Annotated in this window: 14 protein-coding genes; 6 read left to right on the forward strand and 8 right to left on the reverse strand. The window is 31.9% G+C overall.

Annotated features, from left to right (window positions below; all coding sequences use genetic code 11):
• Positions 1-113: 113 nt before the first annotated feature.
• From Q1B05_RS16955 to Q1B05_RS16975, 5 genes are all read right to left on the reverse strand, one after another.
• Positions 114-3,770, reverse strand: coding sequence for a metallophosphoesterase (locus Q1B05_RS16955; protein ID WP_299782332.1), 3,657 nt, complete (start codon positions 3,768-3,770; stop codon positions 114-116).
• A 16-nt stretch (positions 3,771-3,786) separates the two neighbouring features.
• Positions 3,787-6,132 (reverse strand): hypothetical protein, encoded by a 2,346-nt coding sequence (locus tag Q1B05_RS16960; protein ID WP_299782334.1) that lies wholly within the window; start codon positions 6,130-6,132, stop codon positions 3,787-3,789.
• 8 nt (positions 6,133-6,140) lie between these two features.
• Complete coding sequence (locus tag Q1B05_RS16965; RefSeq protein WP_299782336.1) at positions 6,141-7,313, reverse strand: Pycsar system effector family protein; 1,173 nt, start codon at positions 7,311-7,313, stop codon at positions 6,141-6,143.
• A gap of 130 nt (positions 7,314-7,443) precedes the next feature.
• Positions 7,444-8,391 carry a tRNA-dihydrouridine synthase family protein gene (locus tag Q1B05_RS16970; protein WP_299782337.1) on the reverse strand — a complete coding sequence of 316 codons (948 nt, stop codon included), beginning with the start codon at positions 8,389-8,391 and terminating at the stop codon, positions 7,444-7,446.
• Positions 8,392-8,484: 93 nt separating this feature from the next.
• Positions 8,485-8,811: a helix-turn-helix domain-containing protein gene (locus Q1B05_RS16975; protein WP_299782339.1), complete on the reverse strand. Its 327-nt coding sequence runs from the start codon at positions 8,809-8,811 to the stop codon at positions 8,485-8,487.
• Positions 8,812-8,947: 136 nt separating this feature from the next.
• On the opposite strand from Q1B05_RS16975, the gene Q1B05_RS16980 reads away from it, so the two are divergent.
• Positions 8,948-9,949 carry a YhdH/YhfP family quinone oxidoreductase gene (locus tag Q1B05_RS16980; protein ID WP_299782341.1) on the forward strand — a complete coding sequence of 334 codons (1,002 nt, stop codon included), beginning with the start codon at positions 8,948-8,950 and terminating at the stop codon, positions 9,947-9,949.
• A gap of 216 nt (positions 9,950-10,165) precedes the next feature.
• Here the strand turns inward: Q1B05_RS16980 and Q1B05_RS16985 are convergent, their stop codons facing one another.
• The 3 genes from Q1B05_RS16985 to Q1B05_RS16995 are packed head-to-tail and all read right to left on the reverse strand — an operon-like array spanning position 10,166 to position 12,070.
• The gene (locus Q1B05_RS16985; RefSeq protein WP_299782343.1) at positions 10,166-10,882 is read right to left on the reverse strand and encodes a helix-turn-helix domain-containing protein; all 717 of its coding nucleotides are present in this window, start codon (positions 10,880-10,882) and stop codon (positions 10,166-10,168) included.
• Positions 10,883-10,928: 46 nt separating this feature from the next.
• A complete protein-coding gene (locus tag Q1B05_RS16990) occupies positions 10,929-11,879 on the reverse strand; it encodes an MFS transporter (RefSeq protein WP_299782345.1) in 951 nt (316 codons plus the stop codon).
• Entirely contained in the window at positions 11,876-12,070 is a 195-nt protein-coding gene (locus tag Q1B05_RS16995) for a hypothetical protein (protein ID WP_299782347.1), read from the reverse strand. Before Q1B05_RS16995 ends, Q1B05_RS16990 begins: the two co-directional genes overlap by 4 nt.
• A 266-nt stretch (positions 12,071-12,336) precedes the next feature.
• On the opposite strand from Q1B05_RS16995, the gene Q1B05_RS17000 reads away from it, so the two are divergent.
• The 5 genes from Q1B05_RS17000 (at position 12,337) to Q1B05_RS17020 (ending at position 16,627) form a co-directional block, all read left to right on the forward strand.
• Complete coding sequence (locus Q1B05_RS17000) at positions 12,337-12,969, forward strand: Crp/Fnr family transcriptional regulator (RefSeq protein ID WP_299782349.1); 633 nt, start codon at positions 12,337-12,339, stop codon at positions 12,967-12,969.
• A 29-nt stretch (positions 12,970-12,998) separates the two neighbouring features.
• Positions 12,999-13,340: a rhodanese-like domain-containing protein gene (locus tag Q1B05_RS17005; RefSeq protein ID WP_299782351.1), complete on the forward strand. Its 342-nt coding sequence runs from the start codon at positions 12,999-13,001 to the stop codon at positions 13,338-13,340.
• 8 nt (positions 13,341-13,348) lie between these two features.
• Positions 13,349-13,930 (forward strand): SAM-dependent methyltransferase, encoded by a 582-nt coding sequence (locus Q1B05_RS17010; RefSeq protein ID WP_299782353.1) that lies wholly within the window; start codon positions 13,349-13,351, stop codon positions 13,928-13,930.
• Between the two features lie 297 nt (positions 13,931-14,227).
• The gene (locus Q1B05_RS17015; RefSeq protein ID WP_299782355.1) at positions 14,228-15,535 is read left to right on the forward strand and encodes a TolC family protein; all 1,308 of its coding nucleotides are present in this window, start codon (positions 14,228-14,230) and stop codon (positions 15,533-15,535) included.
• 9 nt (positions 15,536-15,544) lie between these two features.
• On the forward strand, positions 15,545-16,627 hold the full coding sequence (locus Q1B05_RS17020) for an efflux RND transporter periplasmic adaptor subunit (protein ID WP_299782357.1): 1,083 nt from the start codon (positions 15,545-15,547) through the stop codon (positions 16,625-16,627).
• The last annotated feature ends 68 nt before the right edge of the window (positions 16,628-16,695 follow it).

Genomic DNA, 16,695 nt, shown 5'->3' on the forward strand with positions numbered 1-16,695 from the left:
TGGTTTTTTTAGGCTATAATATCTCTTATTATTAAATCTGTAATAAGAAAGGTATATTAATTTAACACATTGAAAGTCTTTAAAATAACCCTACTTCATATTATAAATCTGTTCTAGAATCCAAACCCTAAACCAAAGGAAACACGTACACCATCTACAGAGTTAAACACTCCTAAATTAGCTGTTAATAACTCTGCGCCATTTACAAATACACCTCCTCCATAAGAATTATGCCACTTGTTAGAATTTTCCTGAGATAACCAAACACGGCCATAATCGAAACTACCATATACTCCTATTTTAATTGGTAATATTGGTGTTTTTAAATTGGTTAAACTATAACGTATATCTGTATTCTGATAAAAAGAACGTTTACCAGTAAAACGCTGGTTTCTAAATCCACGTAATCCATCTTCTCCTCCTATTGCTGCAGCTTGATAAAATTCGAAATCATTACCAATATTAAGATGTCCTTTAAACGTTGTTGCAAAGACTAACCGTCCAGAATAATTTAATTTATGTACCAAAGATAATTTTGGAATTACATAACCAAAATCGCGACCATTAATATCTAAATTCTGACTATACCCTGTTTCTAAATCAAGTTTTAAACCTAACGTTGGATAGGCTTTGTTATCGTAGTTTGCAAAATGAAAGCCTGCATGAACGCCAGCAAATTGCACTTCTTCAAAAATATAATGAGGTAAGGTAATACCGTTGTCTTCTACAAATCTATTCGTTGTATTATGCACTTCTGTAGTTTCGTAATGCACCCCAAAATCTATAGTACTTCCTCGCAAAGAATTCCAAACTAAACTTGGAGAAACTCCAAAACTTCTCACTTTAACACGATTAAAATCTACCCCTAAATCATCGCCGTTATTATTCGTTTCATTTCCATAGCCGAAAAAATTCAAAGTATAATTCGGACTCTGAAAACCAGCTTGTACTTTAAGGTTTAAATGACCTACAACATGAGCAAATTCGCCACTATATAACAATTCATAACCATTCGTTGCAAAATAAAATGCTGCTTTAAAGTTATGCTGACTGGTAAATGGGTTACGTTCAAAACCGTATCTAGTATATGTATGCGAAACCCCTAATTTAAATCCATCGTCAGGATTTGCTCCTAAAATAGGTAATAATTGATTGGTGTTACTTTTAAATTTCTTGAAATTATAAACCTGTGTTTCGTAATCGTCTGTCAGTTTTATTTTAGCAGATTCTGCATTCAGCATGTAATTTTTTTTCGATTTATAATCGTAAATCACAATGTTCTTTCCTTTCTCTACCGAATAATCATCTTTATTCTGACCTCCTATTAATCGGATTTTAATATGCTTACTTTTCCCTAAAACTTTAAACGTATCAGTATCATCTAAACCATAAATCCAAATTTCTTTAGTGTCTTTCGGATTATAAACTTTATGATGAAAACGATCTTTAATTTTATTTCCTTTTTTTCTAAATACAGAAACCTCAACATTTCCATTATCAAAACCTTTTACTGAGATATAATCATCTTTATTGGTGCCTGGAACTACAGCAAATTTACTAATTAGTTTATAATAGCGATCTGCAATATCTTTAAGGTTGGCACGACGTGCTTTTAAAATGTCTTTTATTTTTGAAATAGATTTGTCTTGAACTTCTTTTGGTAATTTATCGAATGCCTTAGCAATCACCTCATCTGTAATATTTTGCTGAATATATGCAACTTGAGCATCCCAAACCGATTTATCAATATCTGTTAAAAAGGCAACATCTAAAGGATAAGGTTCTGCATTAACGCCTTTTATATCTCTTAAATTTTCATCATAGCTTCTAAGTACGCGAGCTCCAGGAATTAAAGCCACGCCTGCACTTAACATAAAACCTTCAGACATTTTTGAAAATGCTTGGTCGCGATCTCTTGGCAAAGCTCTATATACTTTTTTACCATCTTCTTTAAACTCTAACCAACGCCATTGGTCTTGATGCCTATCCCAATCTCCAATAAGCATATCGAATAATCTGGATTTTATGTAGTTTTCTTGATCGATAAAGACATCTTCATCTGAATGAATTTTTTGAAAAACATCCATTGTACTAATTATATCTCCTGTGAAATTTTCTCCGGCTAGATTTTTATGACCTTCAGATGCATGTTCTTCTAAAAAGTACAATTCACCTCCAAATTCCGAATTAAATTCCATTAATGCATTTTGCTTCGGAACGTAATATAATTTCGGATTTAAATGGTATACACCAACTGCATCAGACAATACATCTATAGTTAATGGTGCATATGGGTGTGCTCCTGTAAACACATCAGACACTAAAGCTTCTGCTGCTGTATCGTCAAACTGACCTTCTACATATTGATCGCGAAACATTGCTGCTTGTATATACTGAGTAGCACTTTTCTTTAAAGCACGCATTACATATTGCGTTCCTTCTGCATCTTGTAATCTTAAAGATTTAGATTGTGTTCCACCTCCTTTTCTAATCGGAATAACACCCCCATAAAGCGTATCTAAATTCAAAGTTTTTGCTAAAACGGGTTTACTATAATAATCTCGAAAACGCTCTCCCCATAAAAACTTATAAAACGAAGACTTATTCGTGTCTTCTAATGTTAATACTGATGCTTTAACCGAATCTTGAAATTTACTTGGATAATTAATTCGAGAAGGACTCACTGCTTCATGAATGTTTTTTCGAAAAACCACACTATTGGTTTCTGCTTTTAAAAACTGAACATCTGTAGCTAGATTTTTATGAATATTTAATACTGCATATCCGTTTTCTGCTAAGCCAAACTGCGCATCTGATCGCGGTCTTACTCCTGTTGTTTTAGAACCTGAACCACTAATTATTTGAGTTAAATTATCTAACTGAATAAACTGCAAACTATGCTCATGTCCTGAAATAAAAATAACATGGTCGTTTTGTTGGGCAGCTGCAATTAGCTGTTTACGCATGTCGTTATAAAACCAATTAGACATATCTGCATTAGAAATACCAGTCGTACTTCTTAAAATATTTTTTACTGTACCTAAAATAGGTAAAGGTTTCATATGGTCTGCAAAAGTATATTGTCCGTTATGCGGACCATTACTAAACATTGGGTGATGAATGGCAACCAATGTGGTTTTGCCTCTTGCTTTTTTTATTTCACTTTTAAATTCATCTAAAAATTGATCTCTTGTTTTAATATCACAATCGTCGTTAATAGTTGGTTGTTTATTCCAATTTGTAATATACCATTGGGAATCTACAACAATTAAAACCACATCGTCATTAATATTAATACGCTTTATACCACATCCATTTTCTGGCTTAAATGTATTTTTACCTAAAGCATCTTCTACTATTTTCTCCTGACGCTTAAGTCCTTTTATACCACTATACCAATCGTGATTTCCAGGAATAACATATACAGATCCAGGAAACGTTTTAGCAACTTCCAATTGCAGTTCCATTGCTTTTTTTGCTGCGTTGTGACCTTTCTCTCCTTTATCAGGAAACCCTTTAGGGTAAATGTTGTCGCCTAAGAAAAACAATAAATCTTCTTTATCTGCTGAAGCAAACTGTTTTTGCATTTCTAATAGTGCTTTTGGCGCTTTTCCATCTTTTGGTTTACCGGCATCTCCTACCAAAAACACATTAAGTGTTTCTTTATTTATATCTTGTAACTCGCCTTCTTTTAAAGGCGAATAATTAGACTTATAAGTTGCACAACTAGCGAGAACAATAAAAAATAAAAAGAGTAAAAATTTATTCATAAACTGAAGGTTTCTTTTAAAATGTTGCTTCTATATCTGCTATAGAAAACACCGTTCCAGCATCTTCCAAATTGGTATTAATATCTGCTCGAATGGCTTTAATACCATTTGCACCTTGAAGTTCTTCAACCTCAACAATTTCGATATGTTTACCTATATAATTTTTAGATTGAAGGAATTCGAAATAATTTAAATATTCACGTTCTATCGCATTGGTTGAAAAGACTACGCATAATTTGTGTGGTTGTGTAATACGTTCTTTAGTGCCTTTAATTAATGCTTTATCTATTCGTTTTTTAATCATTTCGTAACGCACATTGTATGCACCATCTACATCAAACTGTTTTTCGTCTATACGGTACCGTATTGTTAATGGTACATCGTAAACTAAAATTAAAGAAGTTACGTCTAGCTTTACTGGAAACTCTTGCTGATGTTTATAATATAAAGCTTCCATCTCGCACATCACTTGTAATTGCCACAATCTTAAATTAAACAACATGGATTCATGATACTCCTTATGTTGTGCTATAGACTGACCAACGTACATGTTATGTTCAATACCATCAGTTTTAAATTTTTCAAAATAATGTGGAAAAATAGCTTGTGCATTAACCTGTTGCTTGTCTAGAAATATAGATAAGTTTTTATTTATAGTATTAATGGTTTGGTCGTATTCTTTTCTAGCAGAATAGAACAATTGTTTGTCCTCATCTACCGTATTTATAAAATCTTCAATTTCTTCACTAACTATTCCTGCAGCTTTAAAATATTTAAATAACGGATAAATATCTTTTTCTAAAAAAAGATGAATTTCTTGTTCTGTATTATTACTAAACGCAGCATCTAACTCGAAAATTTTCTTTTCAATCTTATAGATAAGTTGTTCGTAAAACGGCATATTTTGTTTAGCTAATACACTTTGTAATATGCCTTTTATTTGTGTTAGCGCCTTATTTAAATCGTATTGAATAGCATGGTTTCTCGCCATAGAAGACCCTACAATATCTATTTGTCCATATAATGGCAACACGTTTTCGAAAGTAATTTCATTAAAACTAGGAGATTCTCCTGCTTCTCGACCTTGTATAAATCGATGTGCTTCCTCAATAAAACGCCATTCTACTGCTGGGTGAATAGAGGTACATTGGTTTTGTATAACAGCACTTACTTTGTTATCATATTCATCTAATGATCGTTTTGAATGGCTTAAAATAAACGGCATAATCGTGTCTAACTTAACCTTATTTATAGCATTTAATTGATTGGTTTTATATGCAGCCAATTCTACTATAAACTGAAGTTTTCCATTTATTTTTATAGGTAATAAAATAGCACTCTTAAAACCTCTTTCTAATAACCTACGACTTAAATTATTGCCTTTAGTAAGACGATGATAATTAGGCACATTTGATATCACTACAGGTTCATGTTTTGTAAATAAAGATTCATACACATGTTTGCAAGCGTAAGTTATACACGAAACAGAATGTCCTTCTTGTAAAGTTAGAGCATTAACACCAACGCCTAACGGACGAAATAAAACGCCTTTATCTACAATGTAATTTCCGAATTCAAGATCGTTTATGTTAAATATTTTACGCACATCTTCTAAAATTTGTATGGAATTTTCTGAAGTTCCTTCTATAAGATGTGTTTTAAATTCATCTATTTTTTCATCTAATGTTGTATCTATCATACTTATCAGTCCAAAACCTTCTACAGTCCAAGAATTATCCGGAAAATAACGGTCCCAAACAGATTTATCTTGCGCATTTTCCAAAAGTTCGTCTAAAATTTCTGATGTAATTTCTACAGCATTTTCATTCGGATAAATCGTTAAAAAATCGGCATTAAAAGTAATTCTATAGGTTCGTGTTTTTCCATTAGCATCGATAAGCTGAATTTGTTTTGGACGTTCAAAATCGACATTAAAACCATAATAGGTATTTAAAATAATAGCATACGGATTTAAATCTATCGAATTTTCGTTGTCTTTATATAGCTTCCTTAATACATCATTAACATCTGAAGAAGTTTCTTCAATGATTTTTTTAAAACGATTAGATACGTAAAAATACTCATTAGAATACGGATATATTGCAGCTTTAATTTCATTATCACCTAATGCAGGAGGAAACAAAAAAGCCATAATCTTATCGACTTCTTCTTTATATGTATTGAATACTTCTAACGAACGAATTCCTGTAACTAATTCAGGGTTTTGGTCTAGAATAGAAATAACCTGATGGGCTAAAAATTGTTCCATAGGTTGCTTTGAAGTCAATAATTTTTCAAAAGTTGATTTCAAATATCTAAAAGAAATAACCGGTTTAAATGGCCCTTTAATTAATTGTTCCATAATCGTTTTTACTTAACGTTAACTAAAAAATGATAGCTTAAAATAAATGATAAAGCCGATAGTACTATACCTACCATAAACACCGTATAAGTGAGTCTTAGCAACCTATATTTTCGCTCTAAAACCAAACCTAGATAATATAAATCTTTGGTTAAAGAGTTGTATAAAACATCTTCGTTTTCTTTTAAGTAGTCTATACCCCATTCAAAATCTTCTAAAGTCATTTTATAAAAATTACCGAAGAATAAAATATTTGTTTTGTTGGTTTTAATCATCTCTCTGGTAACAACATTAAGACTCGATACATTTGGACGTGTTGAGATTACAGACAATACAATTGCAGACACACTAAAAAGTAAAAGTACTAACGTAGGGTAAACCAAAAAGGCATTAGAAGCATTATCTAACTTGGGTACTAAATTAGAAAGTGCAACAGATAATATAATTGCATTTACAGATAACAAAATATTGGCTTTAGAATCTGCGATACCACTTAATGTCATGTGATTTCTAAGCGTTACTCTATACATGGTTTCTATACCACGACCTGATTTTTTAGAGTTCGATTTATTAGCCTTCTTCTTTTCAATTTTATTTATTTTTTTCTGAAGCTCGTAAGCATTCATTTCTTTTTTAGGTTGTAATTTTACTTGTGCGAAAGGTGTGTAAAATTTATGATTAGAAATAAATTCTTTGTTTTTTTTCAACCATTCTAATTCAGAAATTTCTTGTTCGTTTTTATACTTTATTTCTAATCTTAAACGTTCAGATATCTCTAAAAAATCGTCTGAAGCGACATGCGCACAATCGGCATCTTTAATTATTTTTTGAAGTGACGTTTTAGGCTCCTCTCCTATTTTTGTAACTAAAATTAATTGTTTTACTGTAGAGAAATCTGTTTCAGGCAAACCGGCATCTTTCATAAATTGCCGTACAATGCCAACACTTTCTGCTTCATGTCCATTATCTACATTTACATAGCCCGTATCATGAAACCAAGCCGCCAATTGTAAGAGTAAAGTATCGTGTTTAGTACAACTTTCTTTTTCTGCAAGTTTAGTAACGGTATTTAAAACATTACGAGTATGCTCTATATTATGGTAATAATTTTTAGGAGAAAGTTGTCTTTCAAATAAATTACTAACAAAAATTTCAGCTTGTTGTATAAGTGTCTCTTTCATGATATAAAGGTAATGTATTTTGAAATAGAAGACTTCTGTGCCGAAGTATTCTAAATTAACCAAACTTTAACTAGTAGTCGTATAATTTTATAAAACTCAACAAATCTGTATTAAAAACTTAATATAGGCGCTACCTTTGCTTTGCAAAAATCTCGTTAACGGTAGCTTTATAATTTCTTGGACTTCCGTTTTTCTTGATCATTTTATACACTTTTTTAGAGTCATTGAAAGATTGAGAAAAGTATTCCCAAAACCCTAACATTTTCATTTTTATAGGCATCGGTCCAGATAAAGCCTCGTCGTATTGCTGATAAATAGTATCATGGAATGCTTTAAAAATTTGCCACCTATTTTCAGGATATTCAGTCGTATTATCTCTAATCATTTGTGGTAAAAACGGATCGGCTATTAAACCTCTACCAATCATCCAATGGTCTATATTAGGGAACCGTTCTTGCAAATCTCTATACGCTTGTACACTCGTTATATCTCCGTTATAATACAATTTATGCGAACTTTGATTTACACAATTTTGAAAAGCCTCTAAATCTGTTCCGCCTTTATATAATTGCTTTCCTATACGTGCATGAATGGCCACATTTTTTATAGGATATTTTTCTAGAATAGGAAAAACGTTTAGAATTTCTGTAGGATCGTCGTAGCCCATTCTCATTTTCATAGAAATGGTAATATTGCTTTCGTTATGGGCTTTATGTAAAACCTCGTCTATTTTTGAAGGATTACAAATCATGCCAGATCCCATACCTTGTTTAGTAACCATTGGGTACGGGCATCCTAAATTCCAATTCAGTTCGGTATACCCTAAAGACTCTACATATTTAATTACGAATAAAAACTCATCAGGATCATTAGTCATAACCTGAGGAATTAAATGCGGAACAGTATTGTTTTCTGGATTTAAATCGCGCTGATAATTATTCTTAATCACCAGCTTTCCATTCAGCCTGATATATGGTGCATAAAACGTATCTATCCCGCCAAAATACTCATGAAAAGCATTACGAAAACGAAAGTCTGTAAATCCTTGTAAAGGCGATGATAAAAGTGTGATGGACATCCAAAAAATTATTTTTGCAAAAGTAGTGAAAAACAAAATCAACTTGATTAAAAAAAGAAGACCTTCAATAGCGCTTATATAAATGCAAACCTTCTAAACTTCAGCATCCACAATCGTCTCTTCAAAAAGGATTCCGCCTTTATACATTTCTTTTAAAACCGGACGAATTTGTCTACCAAGATCGGTTAAACTATATTCTACTCTGGGTGGCACTTCTGGAAACACGGTACGCTTTATTAAGCCATCGGCTTCTAACTCTTTTAATTGTTTGGTAAGCATGCGTTCGCTAATATCTGTTAGCAATCGCACCAATTCGCTATACCGTTTATTGCCTTGGTATAAGTGCAAAATTAGTGTCCCTTTACGTTTTCCTTTTACTGTATTTATAAATGTGTCTATCGGACAATAACTTTTTTTCATTTTTTTCTCTCGTAAGGTGCAGTAAACATACAAAACTGCACAAAATGTTCGTTAACGCACTTTTTGTAAGTGGTTGATTATTAATAATATTATACTGATCTTTATACAAAAGTAAGTAAAAACTAATAGATTAAAGATGAAACAAGTCAATTCAACATTTAAAGCATTTAGAGTAGAAGAAGCAGATGGCAATTATAATTGTTCGATTAAAGACATGGCATTTAGTCCTTTAGAACAAGATGAAATACGTGTAAAAGTACATTACAGTTCTTTAAATTATAAAGATGCATTATCGGCCTCTGGAAATAAAGGAGTCACAAGAAATTTCCCGCACACACCTGGTATTGATGCCGTAGGAATTATAGAAGACTCTACAGATTCTAAATGGAATATTGGAGATCAAGTTATAGTAACAAGTTACGATTTAGGAATGAATACCGATGGCGGATTTGCAGAGTATATACAAGTGCCATCTGCTTGGGCTGTTAAACTCCCAGAACAACTAAGTATGAAAGATGCTATGATTTACGGAACTGCGGGCTTAACCGCCGGAATGTCTGTATTAAGACTTACAGAACTTGTAAAGCCTGAAAACGGAAACATAGTCGTTTCTGGTGCAACTGGTGGTGTTGGCGGATTAAGCATATCTATTTTAAGTAAATTAGGATATACTGTTGTTGCTGTTACAGGAAAAGCATCAGAGCAAGATTTCTTATTTGGCTTAGGAGCTAAAGAGATTTTATTACGAAACGAAATTGAAAACATGGCCAACAAACCATTATTAAAACCATTATTTGCTGGAGGAATTGATACTGTTGGAGGAGTTATTTTAGAAAACATTATAAAAACAACAAACCCAATGGGAGCTGTAACCTGTTGCGGAAATGTAGCCTCTCATAAACTAGAATTAACCGTGTTTCCTTTTATTTTACGCGGAATTACTTTAGTTGGAATTGATTCTCAGAATTCTAAAATGAAAGATCGCACTAAAGTATGGGAAAAATTAGCCAACGATTGGAAACCAGAACAATTAGAACGTACCGCTAACGAGGTTACACTAGAAGGTTTAAATGAAAACATACAATTAATGCTTAAAGGCCAATTAAAAGGAAGAACAATAGTGAATCTTGAAGCATAAACAGCTTAAGCGTATCAGTTTACGCATAATTAATCATTACATATTTGTCAACACAAACTGGTTTCAGTATCTTATTTAGGAGCATTTATCTCGTTAATATCAAGATATTGAAACCAGTTTATTATAAAAGATGAAGCATCAATTATATACTAAATTTTAATAATGCTATTACGTATGGTCTATTCTGTAATTGGAAGGATTTATGTGTACAAATTTTTAAAAAAATCTGGAAAAACTACTCATAGAATCGAAACCTAAAATGTACGCTAATTCTTTAATGGTAATTTCACTTTTTACAAGTCGGCGTTTAGCTTCTGTAATTTGCCGTTGCTGAATAATTTGCTTTGCTGTAACATTTAGTTTGTCTTTTAAAATCTGATTTAATCGTTTTTCGCTAATCCCCATTTCTGTAGCATAATACTCCGCTTTTGTTTCCTTTAAAAAAGAGGTTTCCATGAGTTTTAAAAACTGAAACACTCGTTTCTGTTTTAAATCTTGATCGATAAATGTGTTATTCTGAAAACGGATTAGGTGTAACATTAGCACTTTTAATACTGTTTTAAGCATAATATACGAGGCTTTTTCACACTTAAATTCGTCTGTTATTAAATCAATTACATTTCGAATTTTCGCTGTTTTACCTTCACCTTCAATTCGGAGACGTTTAGAGGAGTTAAACAACATCATAATTTCTAGAGCGTATTCAATATCGTCTTCTTCAATAAATTCTCTTTCAAAATTAAATAAGATACCAGAATCTATTGTATACGTATCTTCAGGAAAGGCATCGTTCAAGGGCTTAAAACGAATAACTACTGTAGCTTCATTCAGAAATTCAAAATAAATCCCAAATGCATTTTCAGATAGCATTTTAGTATCAGGATGAATTCCTTTAGTAATCTTAATTTTATGCTTCCAGACGTTTTTACCCATTTACATTTAAAATATGTTTTAAATGTAATTATAAAAGAAACATAATTTAAACGACTTCTACTTTTTTAAAGGCATACCATAAAATCCCTCCCAAAATTAAAGCTAAAACTGCTGCACAACTATAAATTATGGCATAATCATGAGAAACATATTCTATAAACGTCGATAGAAATTGTCCGCCAAAAACCCCCATAGAATACAGCCCTAAATTTTTACCCAGATTTTTATTTGAACTGGCTTCAATCATCATATGGTTTAATAACGGAATAGTAAAACCAAAGCCTATACCTATAAAAACAGCGACCAATATTAATAATAGAACACTACTAAAACACGCCAAACAAATATATCCCAACATAAAGCAGACAAAACCAAGCGTAATGGTATTCCCATCTCCTAATTTACTTACAACTTTAGGCATTTGGCTAGCTGTAATTATGGCTATTAAAGATATAAATGCCATATAATATCCAGTTAAAGAATCGCTAAACTCGAATGCTTTAGGCAAGTATAATGGTAACGATACAAAACTGACAAAAAACAACACCATAGCCGACATAGATGCATAAAACACAAGTCTTACTTTTAATTTATTTTCTTGTTTTAATAGGCCATCTTCATGATTTAAATGCTCTAATCTTTTTACTCCGGTTAGCGTTTTATAGACAAAAACCAGACAAACTAATGCCATTAAATAAATATAAAATGGGTATTGCCAATGCCATTGCCCTAAAACACCGCCTAAAGATAAAAAGATAACACCGCCTAATTCTATAGACATACCTTGCCAAGCAATAAGTTTCATGCGATCTGCCCCTTTAAAGACCTCAGCAATAAAAGACGTTACAGCAACTTGCACCATAACTGTAGCACCACCTAATAGAAAACGATCTGCGATTAAGAAATAATCGTTTGTAATATAGGCACCTGCAACACCTAAAATAGCATAAGGTACCAAACCAAAATACAACATTTTAACGGTCCCCAATTTCTTCAAAATCCCCCTATAAAAGGCGCAAAAACCACAACACCTAATGCTGGTAAAGTGATTAACAATCCTGGCGATAATTTAAAATTTAAATTAGAAACGATGTTCCCTAACGACGGTGCAATTACAGTACCAACCATTATGGTAAGACTGCTAATTAGTAAGACGGTAAAAATTCCGAAATTAGATATATTCTTCATGTTGCAAAACTGCAAACATATTAGTTAACATGTTTGACATCTTTTCTAATAGACTGTGCTAAATTGGAAATACTCCATTAATTTCTCAGTTATTAATCTATTAAAAAAAGCTATCTAAAAAAAACCAAAACTTACCTAATATACTGTAAACAAATGTATACGTAAGTAACATAAGTCACTTTGCAAAACTTCTTTATAGTGTAATTTTGAAAAAAGAAAATTTCTTTTTTTTAAACAAGTGCGTTTTCTATTTAATAATACAGACTATGATAAATGAATTACAAAATTGCTATGGACATGTATTAGAAGAAGATTTATTAAATGAAATCGCAGAAATTGGTATAAGCAAAACAATACCAGAGCATGTTAAAATGATTGAGATAGGCGATTATGTTAAATCTATGCCTTTACTTATTTCTGGAGTAATTAAGGTCTTACGTGAAGACAAAAACGGAAACGAATTGTTACTCTATTATCTTGAAAAAGGAAATACTTGTTCTATGACTATGGCTTGTTGTATAGATCGCCAGAAAAGTAATATAAGAGCGATAACAGAATCTGAAGTTAAATTAATTTTAGTCCCTGTTAATAAGATGGACGAATGGATGTCTAAATATGAATCTTGGCGGAATTTTGTAATAGAAAGTTATCACAACAGAATTATCGAACTACTTTATACGCTAGACAATATTGCATTTAAACAAATGGACGAACGCTTAATTCAGTATTTAAAAGACCAATCCAGAGTGAACCATATAGATATTATTCATAAAACACATAAAGAAATTGCTTACGATTTACACACCTCTAGAGTCGTTATTTCTAGACTTTTAAAAAAGCTAGAAAAATTAAACAAAATAGAATTGGGTAGAAATTATATTAAAACACTAAAATTATAAACCACTCTTACAACAAACACTATAATACTATGTCATTTTTAACTTCATTATTCGGAATAAACTCTCAAAAAAATGAGGCTATCACAGTCTTAAACGCAGCCGATTTTAAAACTGCAATTACTAATAAAAAGGTTCAATTAGTAGATGTAAGAACACCAAACGAGTTTAAAACTGGCCATATAAAAGGCGCAAAAAACATAGACTCTTTTTCTTCGAATTTTAAAACAGAACTTGAAAAATTAGATAAAAGCAAAGCCGTTTATGTGTATTGCAGAAGCGGAGCGAGAAGCAGACAAAGTGCTAAAAAACTAGCAACATTAGGATTTACAGAAATTTACGATTTAAAAAATGGTATTTTAGGCTATAATTAATGTCTTATATGAATTTAACTGAAACGTTTTGGAATACTAAATATAAAAACAACGATATAGGTTGGGATTTAGGAGCGGTCTCTCCGCCTTTAAAAACTTATATCGATCAGTTAACAAACAAGGATTTAAGAATTTTAATTCCAGGTGGCGGAAATTCTCACGAGGCAGAATATTTACACCGTAACGGGTTTAAAAACGTGTACGTAATAGATATTTCTGTAATCGCTCTAGATAATTTAAAACATCGCGTGCCAACATTTCCTTTAGAACATATTATTAATAAGGATTTTTTTGATTTAGATTTAATCTTCGATATTATTATAGAACAAACTTTTTTCTGTGCTATTTCTCCTTGTTTAAGACCTGAATACGTAAAAAAAACAAAAGCATTATTAGTACCAAAGGGCAAGGTTGTGGGCCTTCTTTTTAATGTTCCCTTACATAAAGACCATCCTCCTTTTGGCGGACATAAAGATGAATATCACTCCTATTTTAAAGACCATTTTAATATTCAATTGATGGAAGCCGCTTATAATTCTCATGAATCTAGAGAAGGAAGAGAACTGTTTTTTAAAATTCAGAAACATTAATATTAGTCTTTTTTACTTTTAGAATTTCAAAAATAATAGTTTATTATTTTTTATTATTTCAACCCTAAATCCTATTCTGTTTTTAGGTCTATTTTCACACCTTAATTTTAAAATAAAAAATCAATCTCTTGTTAAAAAAATCGTGTATACAAAACGACACCAACTCATCAAAATAAACTACAAATCAACAACATATACACTTATTATAATAATAAAACTTTAAATTTCGTTAAGTAACCTATGTAACTGACCACCGTATTTTATTGCCCTATTTTTGATGCAATAAATTACATAAAAATGAAAAAAGGATACCTTTTAGTACTTAGTTTTTTTCTATTCACAATACTACTTCAAGCGCAACAAATTACCCCAATTGAAAAAGCAGAAGTATTAACTAAAGTGATGGAAGAAAACAGATCTATAAAAATTTCTCAGCAAGAATATAAAGAAGCACAAGCAGATTACAGACAAACAAACGCTGTATTTTTACCAAACATTACAGCCTCTCATACTGCAATGGCTACAACAAATCCATTAATGGCTTTTGGCTCTAAATTAAATCAAGAAATTTTAACGTCTAGTGATTTCGATCCAGAGTCTTTAAATGATCCCTCTCAAATCGAAAATTATGCTACAAAATTTGAAATACTGCAACCTTTAGTAAATATGGATGGTGTTTTTCAGCGTAAAGCAGCAAAATTTAAAATGAATGCTATGGCCTTACAAACCGAACGTAAAACAGATTATTTAGTATTCGAGGTCGATAAAGCGTATATGCAACTACAGTTAGCTTATAAAGCAGTAGATGTTTTAGAAACAGCTTTAAAAGCTGCTTTGGCAAATAAAAAATTAGCAGATAATAGTTTTAAACAAGGTTATTTGCAACGTGCAGATGTATTATCTGTAGAAGTACGAGTAACCGAAGTACAGAATCAATTACAATCGGCTAAAAGCAACGTGCAAAATGCATCTAATTATATTTCCTTTTTAATACACGACAATTCCGATGTTGTGTTTCAACCTACAGATAGTTTAACAGTAAATATAACACCTTTAACAGATGGAAAAATATCGGAAAGCAGAGCAGATATTCAAGCCATGCAATTATCTACAGATGCCTACCAAAACATGTATAAAGCAGATAAAATGTCATTCTTACCACGTTTAAATGCTTTTGGTAGTTATGAATTATATGACGATCAGATTTTTCATGCCGACGCTAGCGGCTATATGTTTGGTGCACAATTAAGTTGGGATGTTTTTCAGGGCTCTAAACGTTTTGGTAAATCTCAGAAAAGTAAAGCTGAATTTGAGAAATCTAAATTCCAATACGAACAGTATGTTTCTCAAAGTCAGTTAGAATTTAACAAAGCACAGCGTATGCTTTTAGATGCAGAAAGTAAACTTAAACTCACAAGTTTAGCCTTAGAGCAATCTAAAGAATCTTTAAGAATTAGAACCAACAGATTTAGTGAAGGTTTGGAAAAAACATCAGATTTATTATTGGCAGACACGCAATACGCAAAGAAGCAATTAGAATACTACCAAACGATTTTCGAATACAATTACGCACAAGCATATTTACAATTTTTAACTAAAGACTAATTAATCAAGATGAAAACATATACCTATATATTCGCCGCAATTGCATTATCAATATTCACAACAAGTTGTGGTAGTGATGAGAAAAAAGTAACTGCAGACACAACACCACCAATACCTGTACAAGTAAGTGCAATTCAAGAAAACACTAATAATCCATTTGTAACTGCTAGCGGGAAAATTCAAGCTAAAAACAGTGCCGATTTAAGCACACGTATTATGGGCTACGTAAATAGTATTCCTGTAAATGTGGGAGATAAAGTACGTAAGGGACAACTTTTAGTATCTATTAATAATGCCGATTTACAAGCAAAGAGTGCTCAGGTAGATGCTGGTATTACAGAAGCTAGTGTTGCTTTCAATAATGCACAAAAAGATTACAACAGATTTCAAAATTTATTTGCAGAAAACAGTGCATCTCAAAAAGAGTTAGACGATATGACTGCGAATTATGAAATGGCTAAAGCCCGTTTAGAATCGGCTAAACAAATGAAAAACGAAGTGAATTCTCAGTTTGCATACTCTAATATAAAAGCGCCTTTTTCTGGAATAGTAACTAGTAAAACTATTGAAGTTGGCGATATGGCAAATCCAGGTATGCCTTTAATTTCGGTAGAAACTCCAGGTCTTTTTGAAGTGATTGCAAGCGTACCAGAGAATGAAATATCTCAAATTAAAACAAATACAGAAGTACAGGTTAATGTAAAGTCTATTCATAAAATAATTTCAGGACAAGTTACTGAAGTAAGCACGTCTGCAAAAAACACTGGCGGACAATTTTTAGTAAAAATAGCCTTAGACCAAACAGACGCTCCTATTTTATCAGGTATGTTTACAACGGTTCAGTTTCCTGTTGCTAAAAAAGCAGCGGCATCTTCAATGATTTTAATTCCAACTTCAGCCTTAGTAACTCGTGGCCAACTTACTGGAATATATACCACAAGCCAAAGCGGAACTGCTGTTTTACGTTGGTTACGTTTAGGACGAACGTATGGAGAATCTGTAGAAGTATTATCGGGTTTATCTGCGAATGAATCTTACATCGTATCTGCCGATGCTAAATTATATAATGGTGCCAAAATTTCAATTCAATAACGAACATACCGCGTTAAGGATAGCAGCGACATCCTTTTTATTGTGCCTTAAAAGCACCGTAAAAAGAT

This window comes from uncultured Formosa sp. (assembly GCF_947500765.1).
GTDB lineage: Bacteria > Bacteroidota > Bacteroidia > Flavobacteriales > Flavobacteriaceae > Formosa.